18 protein-coding genes are annotated in these 16,289 nt (G+C 65.9%); 11 read left to right on the top strand and 7 right to left on the bottom strand.

Annotated features, from left to right (window positions below):
* Positions 1-47 precede the first annotated feature (47 nt).
* The 3 genes from ACXJ16_RS10375 to ACXJ16_RS10365 all read right to left on the bottom strand — a co-directional run bounded on the left by ACXJ16_RS10375 (position 48) and on the right by ACXJ16_RS10365 (position 3,419).
* On the bottom strand, positions 48-1,283 hold the full coding sequence (locus ACXJ16_RS10375) for an MFS transporter (protein WP_463920631.1): 1,236 nt from the start codon (positions 1,281-1,283) through the stop codon (positions 48-50).
* A 136-nt stretch (positions 1,284-1,419) separates the two neighbouring features.
* Positions 1,420-2,544: an LLM class flavin-dependent oxidoreductase gene (locus ACXJ16_RS10370; RefSeq protein WP_463921785.1), complete on the bottom strand. Its 1,125-nt coding sequence runs from the start codon at positions 2,542-2,544 to the stop codon at positions 1,420-1,422.
* On the bottom strand, positions 2,499-3,419 hold the full coding sequence (locus ACXJ16_RS10365; RefSeq protein WP_054436497.1) for an aldo/keto reductase: 921 nt from the start codon (positions 3,417-3,419) through the stop codon (positions 2,499-2,501). Before ACXJ16_RS10365 ends, ACXJ16_RS10370 begins: the two co-directional genes overlap by 46 nt.
* A 30-nt stretch (positions 3,420-3,449) precedes the next feature.
* Here ACXJ16_RS10365 and ACXJ16_RS10360 point away from each other — a divergent pair, with 30 nt between their 5' ends.
* Complete coding sequence (locus tag ACXJ16_RS10360; RefSeq protein ID WP_197282979.1) at positions 3,450-4,538, top strand: Gfo/Idh/MocA family protein; 1,089 nt, start codon at positions 3,450-3,452, stop codon at positions 4,536-4,538.
* Positions 4,539-4,616: 78 nt separating this feature from the next.
* Here the strand turns inward: ACXJ16_RS10360 and ACXJ16_RS10355 are convergent, their stop codons facing one another.
* Positions 4,617-6,998, bottom strand: a complete 2,382-nt coding sequence (locus ACXJ16_RS10355; protein ID WP_463920628.1) for an arylsulfatase — start codon at positions 6,996-6,998, stop codon at positions 4,617-4,619.
* Positions 6,999-7,526: 528 nt separating this feature from the next.
* On the opposite strand from ACXJ16_RS10355, the gene ACXJ16_RS10350 reads away from it, so the two are divergent.
* Positions 7,527-7,826, top strand: coding sequence for a hypothetical protein (locus ACXJ16_RS10350; RefSeq protein ID WP_054436495.1), 300 nt, complete (start codon positions 7,527-7,529; stop codon positions 7,824-7,826).
* An 18-nt stretch (positions 7,827-7,844) separates the two neighbouring features.
* Here ACXJ16_RS10350 and ACXJ16_RS10345 read toward each other — a convergent pair whose 3' ends face one another.
* Entirely contained in the window at positions 7,845-8,471 is a 627-nt protein-coding gene (locus tag ACXJ16_RS10345) for an SOS response-associated peptidase family protein (RefSeq protein WP_132469918.1), read from the bottom strand.
* Between the two features lie 239 nt (positions 8,472-8,710).
* Here ACXJ16_RS10345 and thiC point away from each other — a divergent pair, with 239 nt between their 5' ends.
* The 8 genes from thiC to ACXJ16_RS10305 all read left to right on the top strand — a co-directional run bounded on the left by thiC (position 8,711) and on the right by ACXJ16_RS10305 (position 14,673).
* Positions 8,711-10,594: a phosphomethylpyrimidine synthase ThiC gene (gene thiC, locus ACXJ16_RS10340; RefSeq protein WP_324698155.1), complete on the top strand. Its 1,884-nt coding sequence runs from the start codon at positions 8,711-8,713 to the stop codon at positions 10,592-10,594.
* 115 nt (positions 10,595-10,709) lie between these two features.
* Positions 10,710-11,006 carry a hypothetical protein gene (locus tag ACXJ16_RS10335; RefSeq protein ID WP_054436494.1) on the top strand — a complete coding sequence of 99 codons (297 nt, stop codon included), beginning with the start codon at positions 10,710-10,712 and terminating at the stop codon, positions 11,004-11,006.
* Positions 11,003-11,770, top strand: a complete 768-nt coding sequence (locus ACXJ16_RS10330; RefSeq protein WP_324698157.1) for a DUF72 domain-containing protein — start codon at positions 11,003-11,005, stop codon at positions 11,768-11,770. Before ACXJ16_RS10335 ends, ACXJ16_RS10330 begins: the two co-directional genes overlap by 4 nt.
* 71 nt (positions 11,771-11,841) lie before the next feature.
* The gene (locus tag ACXJ16_RS10325; protein WP_324698158.1) at positions 11,842-12,198 is read left to right on the top strand and encodes a hypothetical protein; all 357 of its coding nucleotides are present in this window, start codon (positions 11,842-11,844) and stop codon (positions 12,196-12,198) included.
* A 167-nt stretch (positions 12,199-12,365) separates the two neighbouring features.
* On the top strand, positions 12,366-13,028 hold the full coding sequence (locus ACXJ16_RS10320; protein ID WP_132469915.1) for a hypothetical protein: 663 nt from the start codon (positions 12,366-12,368) through the stop codon (positions 13,026-13,028).
* A gap of 131 nt (positions 13,029-13,159) precedes the next feature.
* Entirely contained in the window at positions 13,160-13,759 is a 600-nt protein-coding gene (locus tag ACXJ16_RS10315) for a hypothetical protein (RefSeq protein WP_324698161.1), read from the top strand.
* A 216-nt stretch (positions 13,760-13,975) separates the two neighbouring features.
* Positions 13,976-14,290, top strand: coding sequence for a YciI-like protein (locus ACXJ16_RS10310; RefSeq protein ID WP_324698163.1), 315 nt, complete (start codon positions 13,976-13,978; stop codon positions 14,288-14,290).
* Positions 14,287-14,673 (top strand): YybH family protein, encoded by a 387-nt coding sequence (locus ACXJ16_RS10305; RefSeq protein ID WP_185998011.1) that lies wholly within the window; start codon positions 14,287-14,289, stop codon positions 14,671-14,673. Before ACXJ16_RS10310 ends, ACXJ16_RS10305 begins: the two co-directional genes overlap by 4 nt.
* A 29-nt stretch (positions 14,674-14,702) precedes the next feature.
* Here the strand turns inward: ACXJ16_RS10305 and ACXJ16_RS10300 are convergent, their stop codons facing one another.
* Positions 14,703-15,296, bottom strand: a complete 594-nt coding sequence (locus ACXJ16_RS10300; protein ID WP_324698165.1) for a hypothetical protein — start codon at positions 15,294-15,296, stop codon at positions 14,703-14,705.
* Positions 15,297-15,435: 139 nt separating this feature from the next.
* Between ACXJ16_RS10300 and ACXJ16_RS10295 the strand changes: the two genes are divergently transcribed.
* Positions 15,436-15,834 carry a hypothetical protein gene (locus tag ACXJ16_RS10295; RefSeq protein WP_054436487.1) on the top strand — a complete coding sequence of 133 codons (399 nt, stop codon included), beginning with the start codon at positions 15,436-15,438 and terminating at the stop codon, positions 15,832-15,834.
* A 95-nt stretch (positions 15,835-15,929) separates the two neighbouring features.
* Here ACXJ16_RS10295 and ACXJ16_RS10290 read toward each other — a convergent pair whose 3' ends face one another.
* A complete protein-coding gene (locus ACXJ16_RS10290) occupies positions 15,930-16,217 on the bottom strand; it encodes a hypothetical protein (protein WP_054436486.1) in 288 nt (95 codons plus the stop codon).
* Positions 16,218-16,289 lie beyond the last annotated feature (72 nt).

The raw sequence follows: 16,289 nt of genomic DNA, 5'->3' as shown, positions 1-16,289 counted from the left end.
TATACTCAACCGTTTCGGTTGAGAAAGATAGTTTTCCTTTAGTCGCCCTATGCGAGAGACGAACCGGCGTCCTCTGCCGGGACGATGCGGGGCATGGTAAGCTGGATCCAGCCCAGAGCCAGCAGGTAGGAAACGGCCGCAAAGGCGAACAGCGGCCCGTAGCCCAGCCCGGCTGCCAGAACGAGACCGGCGATCTTGCTGATCGCGGTGCCGCCCAGATTGCCGCAGAAAGCGCCGAATCCGGTTACCCGGCCCACCTTGTGGCGCGGCGTCACGTCGGCGATCAGGCCGAACAGATTGGTCGAGAAGCCCTGGTGTCCGGCCAGGGTCAGTGCCATCAGGCCTACGGCGGGCCAATAGCCGTCCACGTGAAGGGCCAGCGGCACCGGCACCACGCAAAGCGCCGATATCAGCATCAGGGTCTTGCGCGTTCGGTTGGCGCTCCAGCCGCTCGACAGCAGGCGGTTCGCCGCGAAGCCGGAGATCAGCGAACCCGCGGCCGAACCGCAGTAGGCCAGCGCCAGCGGCGGGCCGAGTTCGGTGCCGGAAAGGCCGAACTGCCGGTTGAAATAGTCCGGCATCCAGAACAGCATGAGCCACCAGGTCGCGTCCGAGAGCACCTTGGCGAGAGCGATCGTCCAGGTGCGGCCTTCCTTGAGGAACAGCTTGTCGCCCGAAACGAGATTGCCGGAAACGCCGGGCTGCCGGTCGCCGAAATCCACCCCGCGCGAGGCGACCAGCCACGCCGCGACCCAGAACAGCCCGACCACGCCCGCCAGCACGAAAGCCGCGCGCCAACCCCAGACCGCCGCCACCAGCGGGATCGCCAGCGGCGCGAGGATCGCGCCAAGGCTGTTCATCGCGTTGGAAAGCCCAAATCCGATGGAGCGCAGGTTCGGCGGGAAGATCGTTGCAATGGTCTTCACGTTCGCCGGCGTGCCCATCGATTCCGTGGCGCCAAGCCCGATGCGGCAGAGCACGAACTGGCTGAAACTGTGCGCCCATCCATGCGTCATCGCCGCCAGCGACCATGCTGCCACACCTGCCGCATTGGCCCACTTCGCGCCCAGCCGGTCGACGATCCAGCCCGCTGCGAGGAAGCCGAACGCCGCGCCCGCCTGGAACCAGGCGGCCAGGGTGCCGTAGTCGTCGTCGCTCCAGCCGAGGTCGGCGGCGATCGTCGGCTTCAGTACCGAGATGATCTGGCGGTCCACGAGATTGAGCACGCCCGCCGTCAGGGCCAGCGTGAACAGTAGCCAGCGGCTGCGCGGGGAGAGGGTCATGCGCGGCGCATCCGGGTTTTGGGGGATTTCTGCATCGCGGATCGTCTAGCGATGGCGGGAGGCAGGGGCGAACAAGAAATTCTAGGGCGGCAAGGGAGAGGCAGGGGGTGTTCGGCCCCCTGCCTCTCCCTTGTTCCTAAAGCGCCAGGGGCCCGTGATCGATCCGGGGCAGCACGTGCCGTGCGAACAGGTCCGCCTCTGCCGCATGCGGATAGCCCGAGAGGATGAAGGCATCGATCCCGGCCTCGCGATAGGCCTGCAGTTTCGCCAGCACCTGATCCGGATCGCCGACGATCGCCGCGCCGCAGCCCGAGCGGGCACGGCCGATGCCGGTCCAGAGGTTGTCCTCGGCATAGCCGTCGTCGCTGGCGGTTTCGCGAAGCGCAGCCTGAGCCTGTACGCCCACCGACTGGGAATCGAGCGAGCGGGCACGGATCGCGGCGCCCTCTGCCGCGTCGAGGCGCGAGAGCAGGCGGTTCGCCGCATCGCGCGCATCGGCTTCGGTCTCGCGCACGATCACGTGGACGCGGTAGCCGAAGCGCAAGGTGCGGCCATACTTCGCGGCGCGGGCGCGCATGTCGGCGATGGTTTCCTTCACCGCTTCCATGCGGTCCGGCCACATGAGATAGACGTCGCAGCCCTTGGCGGCGACTTCGCGGGCGGGTTCGGAGAGGCCGCCGAAGTAGAGCGGCGGGCACTTCGAACCCGGCGCGATCATGCGCGGGGCATCCAGTCTGAGGTTCCAGAAGCGGCCCTGATGGTCGAGCGACTGACCCGACAGCAGCGTGCGCAGGATCTCGATGGCCTCGGTCGTGCGCTCGTAGCGGGCGCCGCCATCCAGCGTTTCACCCGGCATCTCGCTGGAGATGATGTTGATGTTGAGGCGGCCGCCCCCGTTCCTTTGGCCAAGAATCTGGTCGATCGTGGCGATCTGGCGGGCAAGCTGGGCGGGCCACATCTCGCCGATGCGCACCGCCATCAGCAGCTTGATACGGCGGACCTGCGTGGCGATGGCGGCGGCGAAGGCGGTGGTGTCTATCCCGAGCGCATAGCCGGAAGGCAGCAGCACATTGTCGAACCCGCCTTCCTCGGCGGCAGTCACGATATTGCGGCAGTGTTCCCAGCTGGAGCGCAGCATGGGGTCCGGCTGGCCGAGGAACTCGTAGTCATCGTCGCAGAGCGCCGAAAACCAGCTGATCTCGCAAGGGTCCAGTGTCACGGCAGGCGCGCTCCCATCGATGCTTCGAGCACCGCGTACCATTCGGATGCGGTCCATTCGACCTTGAGCGCATCGCGCGAGGCGAGAATGCGTTCGGGGGTCTGCGAACCGACGATGGGGATCGCGCGCGAGGGGTGCGCCATGATCCACGACAGCGCGGCGGCGGCGGCATCGGTGCCGTAACGCTCGCCCTGTGCGGCTACCAGCTTCGCCACCGGGTCTTCCGAACCCGCGGCAAGGCGGCCGCCACCAAGCGGCGACCATGCCAGCACCGCCACATCGCGGGCCATCGCCTGATCGAGCGTGCCGTCATAGAGCGGCGCATAGCGGGCGGCCGAGAATTCGGGCTGGGTCGAGACGATGGGGAAGGGCAGGTAGGTCTGGAGCGCGTCGAATTCGGCGGGGCTGTAGTTGGAAACGCCGATGGCCTTGACCTTGCCGCTCTTGACCATGGCGGCCAGGGTGGCCGCCACGTCGCGCGGGTGGGCCAGGAAATCGCGGCGGTGGATCTGGTAGAGTTCGACCGAAGGCAGGCCGAGCCGTTCGAGCGAGGCTTCAAGGGCCTTGTTCAGATAGTCAGGGCTCGAATCGTAAGGCACGCCCAGCACGATGCCGCCCTTGGTGGCGATCGTCATCCGCTCGCGAAGGTCGGGGCGCTGGGCCAGCGCCTTGCCCAGCAGCAGTTCCGCGCCGCCGAAGCCGAGCGCGGCGTCGCAGCCGTAGATGTCGGCGGTGTCGAACAGGGTGATTCCCGCTTCAAGCGCCGCCTCGATGCGGGCGACGATGGCGCCGATATCGTCGTTGCCGTCGGGGCGGGCGAGCCGCCACATGCCCCAGGCAATCGGAAAAACGGAAATTCCGCTCTTGCCGAGCGGGACGGATTGGGCCGATAGGCGCGTCGTCGTGGGGGAAGTCATGGGTCGCCACATGGCACACGGAGTTGCGAAATGGTAGAGACGCTGCGTTACGGAATTGTCGGAACCGGGATGATGGGTGTGGAGCACATCCACAACCTCAATATCCTCGAAGGCGCCGAAGTGGTCGCCATCGCCGACCCTGAGCCGACCTCGCTCGGCTGGGCGAAGGATGCCCTGGGCGACAAGGCCGAAGGCGTCCGGGAGTTCGCCGATAGCGCCAGCATGATCGCAAACGCGGGCCTCGATGCCGTGGTGGTGGTCTCGCCCAACTTCACGCACCGCGCGGTGCTGGAGCCGCTGCTGGACAGCGACGTGGCGATCCTCTGCGAAAAGCCGCTCTGCACCACGATGGACGATGCGCGCTGGGTGGTCGAGCGGGCAGAGGCGCGCAAGGGCCTGTTCTGGACCGGCATGGAATATCGCTTCATGCCGCCCGCCAAGGCTTTCATCGACGAGATTCACGGCGGCAAGGTCGGCCGTTTGCAGATGCTCTCGATCCGCGAGCATCGCTTCCCGTTCCTGGTGAAGGTGCGGGACTGGAACCGCTTCTCGGCCAATACCGGCGGCACCATGGTGGAGAAGTGCTGCCACTTCTTCGACCTCATGCGGCTCATCACCCGTTCGGAGCCGGTGCGTGTCTATTGCTCGGGCGCGATGGACGTGAACCATATCGAAGAGCGCTATGACGGCCGCCAGCCGGACATCATCGACAACAGCTTCACCACCGTCGATTTTGCCGACGGCACCCGCGCGCTGCTGGACCTGTGCATGTTCGCGGAAGGCGCCGAGCATCAGGAAGAGATGAGCGCCACCGGCGACAAGGGCCGTCTCGACGTGCTGATCCCGCCGGGTGATCTCGTCTGGTCGCCGCGCGTGCCGTGGCCGGGGCCGAAATCGGTCGAGCGCTGGCATGTCGCGGTGGACGAGGCGGCGATGGATGCCGGTTCGCACCACGGCGCGACGTTCTATCAGCATGAAGCCTTTGCCCGCGCCGTTCGCGGCGAGGGCGAGGTTCAGGTGACCGCGCGCGACGGCCTGATGGCCGTGGCCATCGGCGCGGCCGCGGAACTCAGCGCGCGCGAGAAGCGCGTGGTGGAGATGGCGGAACTGCTGGGCTGATGCCGAACAGGGCGTCGTCCCGGGCATGATCCGGCCAGACCTGATCCTGCCAGACCTGGTCCGGGACGACGTGCCGTTTCATTTCAATTCCAGCCGCGTCTCGCCGAGCACCTCGCTGTAGGGCTGGCGTGCCGCCGCTTCCGAGCCGACCGGCGAGTTCCGGTCTTGCCCGATATCGAAGCTCTCCGAAAACGCGCCGATGCTGGTCGGGAAGTCCGCGATCCTGCCCTCTCCCACCGGCTGGCCGTTCACGAAGAGCCGGATCGTTCCCGAAGCGGGCCTGGAGAAGAACGCCCCCTGTCCGCCGGGGGCCTGTCCGCCGGGGGGCTGGGCGGGCACGAATTCGTAGCCCACGGTCGCCGCGCCTTGCGATAGCTTCGCGGTGGAGACCACGCGGTCCCGGCGCAGGCCGTAGGCGTTGTTCTCGAAGACCAACTGCCCGTCCTTGGCATAGAGCACGAAGCCGCCCAGCCTTCCGCCCTCTGCCACCAGAGCGCCCTGTCCGGCGGCGGCATTGCCCTTGATCGCGACCGTCAGGCTATGTGCCTTGGATAGGTCCGGGACGGCATTTTGCGGAAGCGGGCCGATATCCGCCTGATAGACGAAGCTCCTGCGCTTGGGATCGAGCAGTGTCGGCACGCCCATCGGCAGCGGGACGAGCGGGAAGACGCCGTTGCGCTGGCCTTCCTTGACGAACTCGGCCTTGAGTTCCTCCAGCTTGGCCGGGTTCGTGGCGGCGAGGTCCTTGCTTTCGCTGAAGTCGTGCGCGACGTCGTAGAGTTCCCAGCGGTCGTTCCCGGGATCGTCGAGGAACACGCGCTGGAGGTTCTCCAGCAGTTCCCACGGGCGGTAGTTGCGCTTGGCGGCGGCAACCCAGCCCTGCTTGTAGATGGCGCGGTTGCCGAAGATCTCGAAATACTGCTCGGTATGCTCTTCGGGTGCCTTGGGGTTGGTGAAGGTGGCGAGCAGGCTGTGGCCGGCGAAAGGCGTCTGCTTCACGCCGTCCACTTCGGTGGGGAAGGCGATGTGCGCGGCGTCGAGGATGGTCGGCGCGATGTCGTTGACGTGGCCGAACTGGCTGCGCACGGCACCCGGCTGGCTGGTGTGGCCGGGCCACGAGACGATCAGCGGATTGCGCGTGCCGCCGAAGTGCGAGGCGACCTGCTTCATCCACTGGAACGGCGTGGTGGTGGCCCAGGCCCAGCCCGCGCCGTAGTGGTTGGACAGTTCCGGCCCGCCCAGCGCATCGATATGGGCAAGCTGGGTCGGCAGGTCGTGCGGCGCGCCGCTGGCGGAGGCGCCTTCGTTGGTGATCCGGCCCTCGATCCCGCCCTCTGCGCTGCCGCCATTGTCGCCCACGACGTAGACCACCAGCAGGTTGTCGCCGCCCGGCCGCGCGCGCAGGGTCTGGATCAGGCGTCCCACTTCGTAGTCGGTCTGTTCCACGAAGGCGGAGTAGATCTCCATCTGCCGGGCATAGAGCTTGCGTTCGTCGGCCGAGAGGCTGGACCATGCCGGAATGCCCTCGGGCCGGGGTGTCAGCCTGGCATCGGCGGGAATGATGCCGAGCTTCTTCTGGCGGGCGAAAGTCTCCTCGCGGTATTTGTCCCAGCCGCCGTCGAAGCGGCCCTTGTTACGGTCGATCCACTCCTGCGGGACATGGTGCGGCGTATGGACCGCGCCGGTGGCGAAATAGAGGAAATAGGGCTTCTGCGGGGCCAGCGCGTCATGTTCGTCCACCCAGCCGACCGCCTTGTTCACCAGATCGGTGGTGAGGTGGTAGCCCTGCTCGGGCGTCGCCGGGGCGGGAATCGCAGTGGTGTCGTTGTAGAGGTGCGGCTCCCACTGGTTGTCCTCGCCGGACATGAAGCCGTAGAAATGGTCGAAGCCCAGCCCGGTCGGCCAGTGGTTGAACGGCCCGGCCGAGGAAATCTCCCACTTGGGCGTATTGTGCCACTTGCCGAAGGCAGCGGTGGAATAGCCGTTGCCTTGCAGGATGCGGGCGATCGAGGCGGTCTCGGCCTTCCAGATCGTGTTGTAGGCTGGGAAACCGGCGGGAATGTCGGCAAGGTTGCCGAACCCGACCTGATGCTGGTTGCGCCCGGTCAGCAGCGATGCGCGCGTGGGCGAGCAGATCGCGGTGGTATGGAAGCGGTTGTAGCGAAGCCCTTCCGCCGCCAGTTTTTCCAGCGCGGGGGTGCGGGGCACGCCGCCGAAGGCAGAAGTTGCCGCGAAGCCCGCATCGTCGAGCAGGACCAGCAGTACGTTCGGCGCGCCCTTGGGCGCCTGCGGCGGCGCCGGAAAAGCGGGGGCGGAATCGGCGCGGGTGAGGCCGACCCTGCCGGTGAACACCTCGGCCCCGTTTATTCTGGCTTCCTGCGCCATGGCGCCTGTGGTGAGCGCGGACGTGGCGAGCGAGGACGCGGCAAGCAGCAGCGCTGCCCTTGTGAAGACATGCATGGAATTACCCCAAGTATCATGGCGCGGGCATCTGCCGGCGCGTGACGAACGTTCCGATCGTGGAAATGGCGCGCGCCGGAACAGCCGGCCCCTGCGGGGGCCGGGAGCGGCGCGGGAAGGCCGGGCCCACAAGTCTGGGCTCCGGTTTTCGGCCTCAGGTCTGGATCATGTTCATGCGCATCGTTTCACCTCATGAGGAGGGAATCACGATGCTGGCGCGGTCGCCCGGGCATCGTGCGCTTTAGCTGTTGGTGACGCGGAGCAAGCTGCATCCCGATCAAAAGCCGCGGGTCGGCACCTGAATTGAACGCAGGGGCGACCGACCATCGCTCCCCCTTGGGTGTATTCTCAACTTAATTGATAGAGAATGTGAGTCAAGCCCGCGCCGCCGCACCATCGTCCCGGCGTGGGCCTGATCCGTCGGGAGTTCTCCGGCAGTGACGGCGCCGGACTTGCATCTGGCGGCCGGGTCCGGCATTATGTTGCGGTGCACAACAGTCCTGTCCAATCCTATCCGGTATGCCGTCCATGAGTGAAACACGCCTGAAGCTGATGGAGGCGATCACCCGCAAGCGCACCGTCACCGCCCAATACAATGGCGGCGTCATCAAGCTTGCCCCGCACCTGCTGTTCGAGCGGCATGGCGACCTGTTCGTCAGCGCGCTCAACATGAGCAAGAACTGGCGGAGCGAGGAAGACCGGAGGCTGGGCCAGTTCAAGCTGGCAGGGCTTGGCGCAACCGAACTGCTGGACGAAAGCTTCGACCCGTTGCCCTCGTTCGAACCGGCGGCCCCGCGTTCCGACGATACCCTTATCCTGGCGATCTGAGCCGGTTTCTCCCGTCGCTCAGGACGCTGTTCGCAGGGTCATGAGGGAGGAGGAATAGGGCAGGACCAGTTGCGCGGCGCGCTTCCAGTCGCCGCGCAACCAGAGATCGTGCGCTTCGGGCGGCAGGATCACCGGCATCGTATCGCGCCCTTCCGCCCGCAAGGCGGCGTTCGCCTCGCAAGTGAGCAGGGCGAAACTCGGCACTTCGCTGTCCTTCCATACCGCCGCCATCGCGAAGATCGGCTGGTCGGCCGCGCCGAACCAGTTCTGGCGGCGCTTGCCGTCTGTCGGGCTTGCCTTGCCCCATTCCATGAAAGCGGTGGCGGGCACCAGGCAGCGGAACTCGCTGTTGCGCAAGTTGCCGATCCAGAACGGGCTTTCGAGATTGCGCACGGTGAGGATGCCGTGGCGGCGCTGGTCGAAGGCGGCGGGCGGTGGCGGCACGCCCCAGAGGCGCGGCACCATGCGGCGCGGCAGGCGCTTTTCGGGGCGCGGCCCGGCCACGAACTCGCGGCCCATCGTCACCACCGGCGCGAATCCGCCGCCTGAAACCGAACCGCCGGGCCAGGGATCGTCACCGGCTTCGGCGCCCATGGCACGGGCGACTTCGCGGGCGGGCGCGTCGAGGCGATAGATGATCGGCATGTCTGTGAGGCCCTAGACGGCTGGAAAAGCCGCGTCTATCGTCCCCGCCATCCCCGGGGAGCTTGTGCCCAGGGCTTTCGAATCCCGAAAGCCGGACGGAAACAAATGGCTGAGAGGGGCAGGTCACGCTGCCCGACCCGTTGAACCTGAACCCGTTAACACGGGCGGAGGGAAGGGCGGGCCACAGGACACTTCTGTCGCGACCTTTCTTTCGTCCATAAGCCGAAGGAAAATCGCTTATGGCCGACATCAACTCCAAGCTGGAGATCGGCGTTACCACCGGACCCATTCGTGGGTCGAAGAAGATTCACGTCGGACCGCTAGGCGTTGCCATGCGGGAAATCCGCCTTGAGCCGGGATCGGGCGAGGCGCCGGTGCGTGTCTACGACACTTCCGGTCCCTACACCGATCCGAACGTCACCATCGATATTGCAGCGGGCCTTGCCGCCAAGCGCCGCGAATGGATCGTGGCACGCGGCGATGTCGAGGAATACGACGCCCGCGCAGTGAAGCCCGAGGATAACGGCCAGCTCGGCCCGGATCGTTCGGGCGGCGTCCCGGCCTTCCCCAACGTGGTGAAACGCCCGCTGCGCGCGAAGGCAGGCATGAACGTCAGCCAGATGCACTATGCTCGCCGCGGCATCATCACGCCGGAGATGGAATACGTCGCCGAGCGGGAGAACCTCGGCCGGGCGATGCTGAAGGAATATGCGCGCGACGGGCAAGACTGGGGCGCCGCCATCCCGGACTACGTAACCCCCGAATTCGTGCGCGAGGAAGTGGCTCGTGGTCGCGCCATCATTCCCTCCAACATCAACCACCCCGAATCCGAGCCGATGGCGATCGGCCGCAATTTCCTGGTCAAGATCAACGCCAATATCGGCAATTCCGCCGTCGCCTCGGACGTGGCGAGCGAGGTGGACAAGATGGTCTGGTCGATCCGCTGGGGTGCGGACACGGTGATGGACCTCTCCACCGGGCGCAACATCCACGACACCCGCGAATGGATCATCCGCAACAGCCCCGTGCCGATCGGCACCGTGCCGATCTATCAGGCGCTGGAAAAGGTCGGCGGCATTGCCGAGGACCTGACCTGGGAGGTGTTCCGTGACACCCTGATCGAACAGGCCGAGCAGGGCGTGGACTACTTCACCATCCACGCCGGCGTGCGCCTGCCGTTCGTGCCGCTCGCCGCCAAGCGCGTGACCGGCATCGTCAGCCGCGGCGGCTCGATCATGGCCAAGTGGTGCCTTGCCCATCACAGGGAATCGTTCCTCTACGAACGCTTCGACGAGATTACCGAGATCATGAAGGCCTACGACGTCGCCTACTCGCTCGGTGACGGCCTGCGCCCCGGCTCGATCGCGGACGCCAATGACGAGGCGCAGTTCGCCGAACTCTACACCCTGGGCGAACTCACCAAGCGCGCCTGGGCGCAGGACGTTCAGGTGATGATCGAGGGGCCGGGCCATGTGCCGATGCACAAGGTGAAGGAGAACATGGACAAGCAGCTTGAGGCCTGCGGCGAGGCGCCGTTCTACACCCTCGGGCCGCTGGTGACCGACATTGCGCCGGGCTACGACCATATCACCAGCGGCATCGGCGCGGCCATGATCGGCTGGTACGGCACGGCGATGCTCTGCTACGTCACGCCCAAGGAACACCTTGGCCTGCCGGACCGCGATGACGTGAAAGTCGGCGTCGTCACCTACAAGCTGGCCGCCCATGCCGCCGATCTGGCCAAGGGGCACCCGGCCGCCAAGGTCCGCGACGATGCACTGTCCCGCGCCCGTTTCGAATTCCGCTGGCGCGACCAGTTCAACCTCAGCCTCGATCCCGACACGGCCGAACAGTACCACGACCAGACGCTCCCGGCCGAAGGCGCCAAGTCCGCGCATTTCTGCTCGATGTGCGGGCCGAAGTTCTGCTCGATGAAGATCAGCCAGGAAGTGCGGGACTTCGCGGCGAAGCAGAACCAGCCTTCGACCGGCTTCATCGCCGCCGAAGAAGGGGGCATGCTCGCCATTTCCGAAGCGGAGGCGGGGATGGCCGAAATGAGCAAGGTGTTCAGGGAAACCGGCAGCGAGCTTTACATGGGCGCCGGAGACCGCGAGCACGATTGACCTGGAAACCGCCGTCCCGGATCGAATCCGGGACGGCGGTTCCGCTCCCACCAATTCCCCTTCGCGGGAATCGATTGCGCTGCTAGGGTCGCTCTCCATTACGAAGGGTTCCTGCATGTCCCGCAATGCCAATGGCGACTGGATGAAACTCGCCCACGACAGCTACTGGCTCTGGGCCGAATCCATGATGGTCATGGGTATGCGCACAACCGACATGATGACCGGCCGAGGCAGCAATCGCGAAAACGTGCTGATGGTCACCGAAAAGCTGCAGGCCAACGCCGAACTGGCGGTATCGCTGGCGATGGGCGGGCTGACTTCTCCCGAGAAGACCGCGCACAAGGCCGTTCGCCACTATCGCAAGCGCGTGACCGCCAACCGCCGCCGCCTCTCGCGGAAGAAAACCCCATGACCGCGAAGGCGCCGGGAGAGATCCACGTCGGCATCGGCGGCTGGAGCTACGATCCCTGGCGCGAGACTTTCTATCCCAAGGGCGTCTCCAGGGCGCGGGAGCTGGAATATCTGGGCCAGCACCTCACCGGCACCGAAATCAACGCCACGTTCTACGGCCGCCAGAAACCTGCGAGCTTCGCCAAGTGGCGCAACACGGTGCCCGACGGGTTCAGGTTCGCGCTGAAGGGCTCACGCTACTGCACGAACCGCAAGAACCTGGGCGAAGCGGGTGAGAGCGTCACCAATTTCGTGGAGCAGGGCCTTGTCGAACTGGGCGACAAGCTCGGCCCGATCAACTGGCAACTCGCCGCCACCAAGCAATTCGATCCCGACGAGATCGCCGCGTTCCTGGCCCTGCTGCCGGACAAGCACGAGGGCCTGCCCCTGCGCCACGCCATCGAGCCCCGCCACGAGAGCTTCCGCGACCCGGCCTTCCTCGACCTCGCCCGCAAGGCCGGCGTCGCCGTCATCCTTGCCGACAGCCCCAAGTACCCGGTTTTCGAAGAGGCGGCCGAGGCAGGCCCGTTCCTTTACGTCCGCCTCCAGAATGCCCGCTCCGAAATCGAGCAAGGCTATCCCGACGCCGAACTGAGCCCTTGGGCGGCGCGCGCGCAGGACTGGTCGAAAGCCGGACGCGACGTGTTCATGTTCTTCATAAACGGCGCAAAGGAGCGGGCTCCCGCAGCGGCGATGGCGTTGATCGGGAAACTGCAAGGCGCCTAACCACTTCGCAAGATCATTTGCCTTCGATAATGATGCCAAAGGGCAAATGATTTCATCGCGAAGGGGGCGTTATGGAGAAAGAAGCAGCAAGGGGCGAATATGTAGGGCCGGCTGAGCAGGTCGTGCAGTATTCCGACATGGGCACGTTCATGCCTGTTGGATATTATCGTCCCATTCCGATCGTCTGGTTTGCCGGGGCCTGGTTCGCGCAAGTCGGATTGCTGCTGTTCCTGTTCGTCCTGCTGCTGGGCAAGCCCATGGCCTATACGCTTTTGACCTCGGCGCTCGTGAGCGTCGGGATCTGGCGCTGGACTTTCGGAAGAGGAATGTCCGAGGCTTCCTCCGGCTGGAAGATCTTCACGACAGGCGCACTGCTATTCAACTGGCTACTGGTCGCATTTGTGGAATGGGCGGTCATTCAGGGCTGACAATCGCGCGGCCGGTCATAACCCGAGGGGCGGATAGTCTTCAGGCCGGTGTGAACGATTACAGGAATTTCACCGGCCATTGTCGCGGCACTGCTTTTCCAGCCGCCAACATTGTTCTAGCTGCTTGAGAATCGGCCTGTCGTGGCCGATTTGAAACGGGGGAAATCATGAAATTCACGAGCCTCGCCGCCATTGCGGCGGCGATGACGGCTGCCAGTCCGGTTCTGGCGGCGGAGCAGGCTGTCAGTTCGGCGGTCGTTGCCGCCCAACCCGCCTTGTCGGTAGCCCCGGCAGGCTCTCTCACGCTGCCGGCCAATTCGGAACTGACAGTGACGCCCAATAGCGAGGTGTCCTCGAAGTCCATGCGTGAGGGCGACGTCTTCACCATCACCACGGTCTACGACGTGATGATGAACGGCTATGTGGTCATCCCCAAGGGCACGCGGGGACAGGGCAAGATCACGTGGCGGACCGGCAAGGGGGCGTTCGGCAAGTCTGCGAAGATGGATGTCACCATGGAGTGGCTGGAGATCGGCGGCCGCCGCGTCGTGATCGAGGGCAAGCATCGCCAGGAAGGACAGGGCAATACCGCCGCGACCCTCGGTACCGTGCTTGCGGTAGGCGTGTTCGCGGGCTTCGTGACCGGCAAGTCCGCAGTCATTCCCAACGGCATGCAGTTGAAGGCCTATACGGCTGAGCCGATCCAGTTCCAGGCGGCCGGTCTCGCCCCGGCGCCGGTGCAGGCCGCTGTCGTTCCGGGTAGCGCTGTCGTCTCGCAGGGCACCTCGCCGGCGGTTGCGACGGTTTCGTCGGGTGATCACGCCCAATAAGGCGCACCCGGCAGGCGCGCCCGGCAGGATGGTATCCTTACGGGCGGTGCCAGCGCAGCAAGAGGCGCCCCGGCAATCCGGGGCGCCTTTTTTTGCGGAACAACGGGGCTATCCTTTTCGTTGTTCCGGGCATGAAAAACCTCCTCACCGCCTCCGTGCTCGCCGTCGCTCTTGCAGCCTGTTCGTCCGAGCCTGCGAAGGCGCCCGAGCAGGCTAGCGAAGCGGCGACATCTTCCGCCCTGCCGGACGAAACCGTTTCCGAAGCGCCGCTCGCCGCGCCCACCGATGGTGCTGCCGGCGCGAGGGTGCTGGCGCTGGAGGGGCTTGGCGATCTCCGGATCGGCGAGGCGGTACCCGCCGGCTCGTCCTGGGCGGAGCGCGGTGCTCAGGCGTCCGATGCCTGCCGCACGGTGACGTCGCCGGACTATCCGGGTGTTTATGCCATCGTGGAAAAAGGCAAGGTCCGGCGCATCACGCTCGGCCAGCGATCCGAGGTCAGGTTGGTCGAGGGGATCGGCGTCGGCTCCAGCGAGGCGGACGTGAAGAAGTGGTTCGCGGGCTTCCGCGAGGAGCCGCACAAGTATGAACCCGCCCCGGCGAAGTACCTCACCGCGCCCAATGCCAGAAGCGGCGATCCGGCCTTGCGGTTCGAGATCGGGCAGGATGGCAAGGTCAAGCTCATCCACGTCGGCACGATGCCGGTGCTGGGTTATGTCGAGGGCTGTTCCTGAGCGCCTTGGGCGGCTCTCCATTTTCCTACAGCCCCGCCGCTCCGGTAAGCGTGGGCGATGACCCGGGATTCCGCGCTTCTGCGGCTGATGGCGCGGCTCGACCGCGCTTGCGGCCGGTTTGGCGCGGGGGTGTGGGCATGACAAGGTGGCGCGACACATTCGGTGCGTTTCGTGTAAACCCGGCGGCCTCACTTCGAAGCACGAGAGACGCCCGCGATGAATCACTATCTGCTGACCTACCATCTCGCGCCGGACTATCTGGAGCGCCGGCCGCAGTTCCGGGAGCCGCATCTGGCGCTGGCCTGGGCCGCGGCTGAGCGCGGCGAACTGGTGCTGGGCGGCGCGGTGGAGGACCCGGTGGACATGGCGCTGCTGCTCTTCGCGGGCGCGGGGCCCGAGGTGGCGGAGACCTTCGCCAGGGCCGATCCCTATGTGACGGAGGGCATCGTCGAACGCTGGACAGTCAGACGCTGGGCAACGGTGGTGGGCGAGCATGCCGCCCATCCGGTGCGCGCGGAGCGACAGGCGTGAGCGGGGCCGAGCTTGCCATCCGCTCCCGCCGGGCAAAGTTCAACCGCGCCATTGCCGAGGGGGATGCATCCGCCATCGGTCCGATCCTCGCGCGTGATTGCGTGATGGTCACGGGCACCGACAGCGCGCTGATCTCGGGCCGGATGGGGCAGGTGAAGGTCTGGCGGCGCGAATTCGCTGGGACGGCGCGGCTGGTCTACACCCGCACGCCGAAGGAGGTCACGGTCTCGCCGGTGGAACCGATCGCGATGGAGCATGGCCACTGGGAAGGGATCGACAGCACCTCCGACGTGCTGACGGCCTCGGGCACCTACACCGCCAAGTGGCGCGAACTGGGCGGTGAATGGGTGATCGAGGCGGAGATATTCCTGACCCTGGCTTGAGACGGACCGCCTGAGTCAGGCCGCTTGAATCAGGCGCCTTCGCGCTCGGCGGCAAGGACATCGGCGGCCGCTCCGGCGGCGCGGGCGGCGGCATCTGCGGCGGAATCGCGGACAGGCGGCGCAGCGGGACGGGCAGGGGCGCCCATCTGCGGGGCGGAAGGCTGCGGCGCGTAGGCGCGCGGGCCGGGCTGCGCCAAGGAGCGCTGCGGCGCGATGAAGGGGCGGCCCTGCTCGGCGTAAATGCGCTCGTCATCCTCGTCACCGCGCCAGTGGCGGCGGGACGGGGCGGCACTGTCGTCCTCTGCCCAGCCCGAACCGTCGAGGATGACCATCCGGCCGCGCGGCGGGCCGAACCCGGAATGGTCGGAAGCGGCGTAGTCGCCTTCCTCCTCGCCGGGATAGTCGCGAGGGCCGGGCATCTGCTCGTCGGACAAGGCGTAATCCTCGCGGTCGGCCCTGCTGCCTGCGGCATAGTCGCCATCATCGTGCCTGGCACCGCGCGAGCCGGAGAGCGCATAGTCCTCGGGGAACTTCTGCATTTTCCCGGTGGTCATCCCTGCGGCGACGATGCCCGCACCGACGCCGCCGGCAACCAAAACCAGAACCCACTTTCCGAAACCCATTTCAACTCCAACGGCATGGCCTGCCTCACCTTCCACTATAGGACTAAACGAGCCGCCATGTCGGTGAGGTGAATGCATGAGGGAAGATACGGGGCAGAAACGCAAGGTTTCGGTCATTCCCGGGTGACATGGTGAATGCATGTTTAAGAACCGAACCGACGCCTACTCGCTGACCCCCTGCTGGTTCACGCGCGTGCACGAGCCCGATGGGCGGCGCGAGCGGGACGACGACGGCACGCTGGTCTGCACCTGCCGCTACTGCCGCAAGCGCATTCGATCACGCGGCGGGGACAGGTGGAACCTGGCCGACGGGCTCGATCTCGATGCGCTGGCGGCATCGTGCATCTCCAGCCATTTCAGCGTCGTGGACGTGGACGATGGAATGATCCTGGCGCGCTACCAGCTTCCTGCGGGCGCGGACGAGGCGGCGATTGCGGAAATGCGCCAGAACATCGCCGCCAAGCATGGCGTGGAACAGGGAGACGGGATCGAGATCCGCCTTGTCCGGCACGAGGACGTCCTCCAGAAGCGCCATTGACCCGGTAGCGGGTTAGAGTTTCAGGCTTGAGAGCACGCACGAAAAAGGGCGCCTTCCCTGAAGGAAGGCGCCCCAATTCTTCGGTGGCCCGAGACTTACTGGCCCGAGAGTGCCGCTTCAGCCAGAGCGCCCTTGGCGTCGGCGAGGCGGAAGTTCACGTTGCGCGAGTTGTAAGTGCCGGTAACGCGGTTGCCGCTCACGTAGAGACGGAAGGGAACCTGACCCGAGGCCATGCCTTCGATCACGGTAACCTTGCCCTTCTGCTCGGTCGTGTAGTTGTAGTGCACGCCGTCGTGCGAGAAGCTGCGGGGATCTTCAGCGTGAGCGGCGGTGGTGGCAAGGGCGGCGAAAGCGGCGCCGGCGGCGAAAACGGTCTTCAGCATGGCAATGTCCTTTGTAGGGGATAGGAGATTGCCTCGGGCACCTCTTATCTTGTTGCGGTGCAACATCGCTAT

The sequence above is a fragment of the Novosphingobium sp. TK71 genome, assembly GCF_055361505.1.
This window is presented reverse-complemented; position numbering and strand designations above follow the sequence as displayed.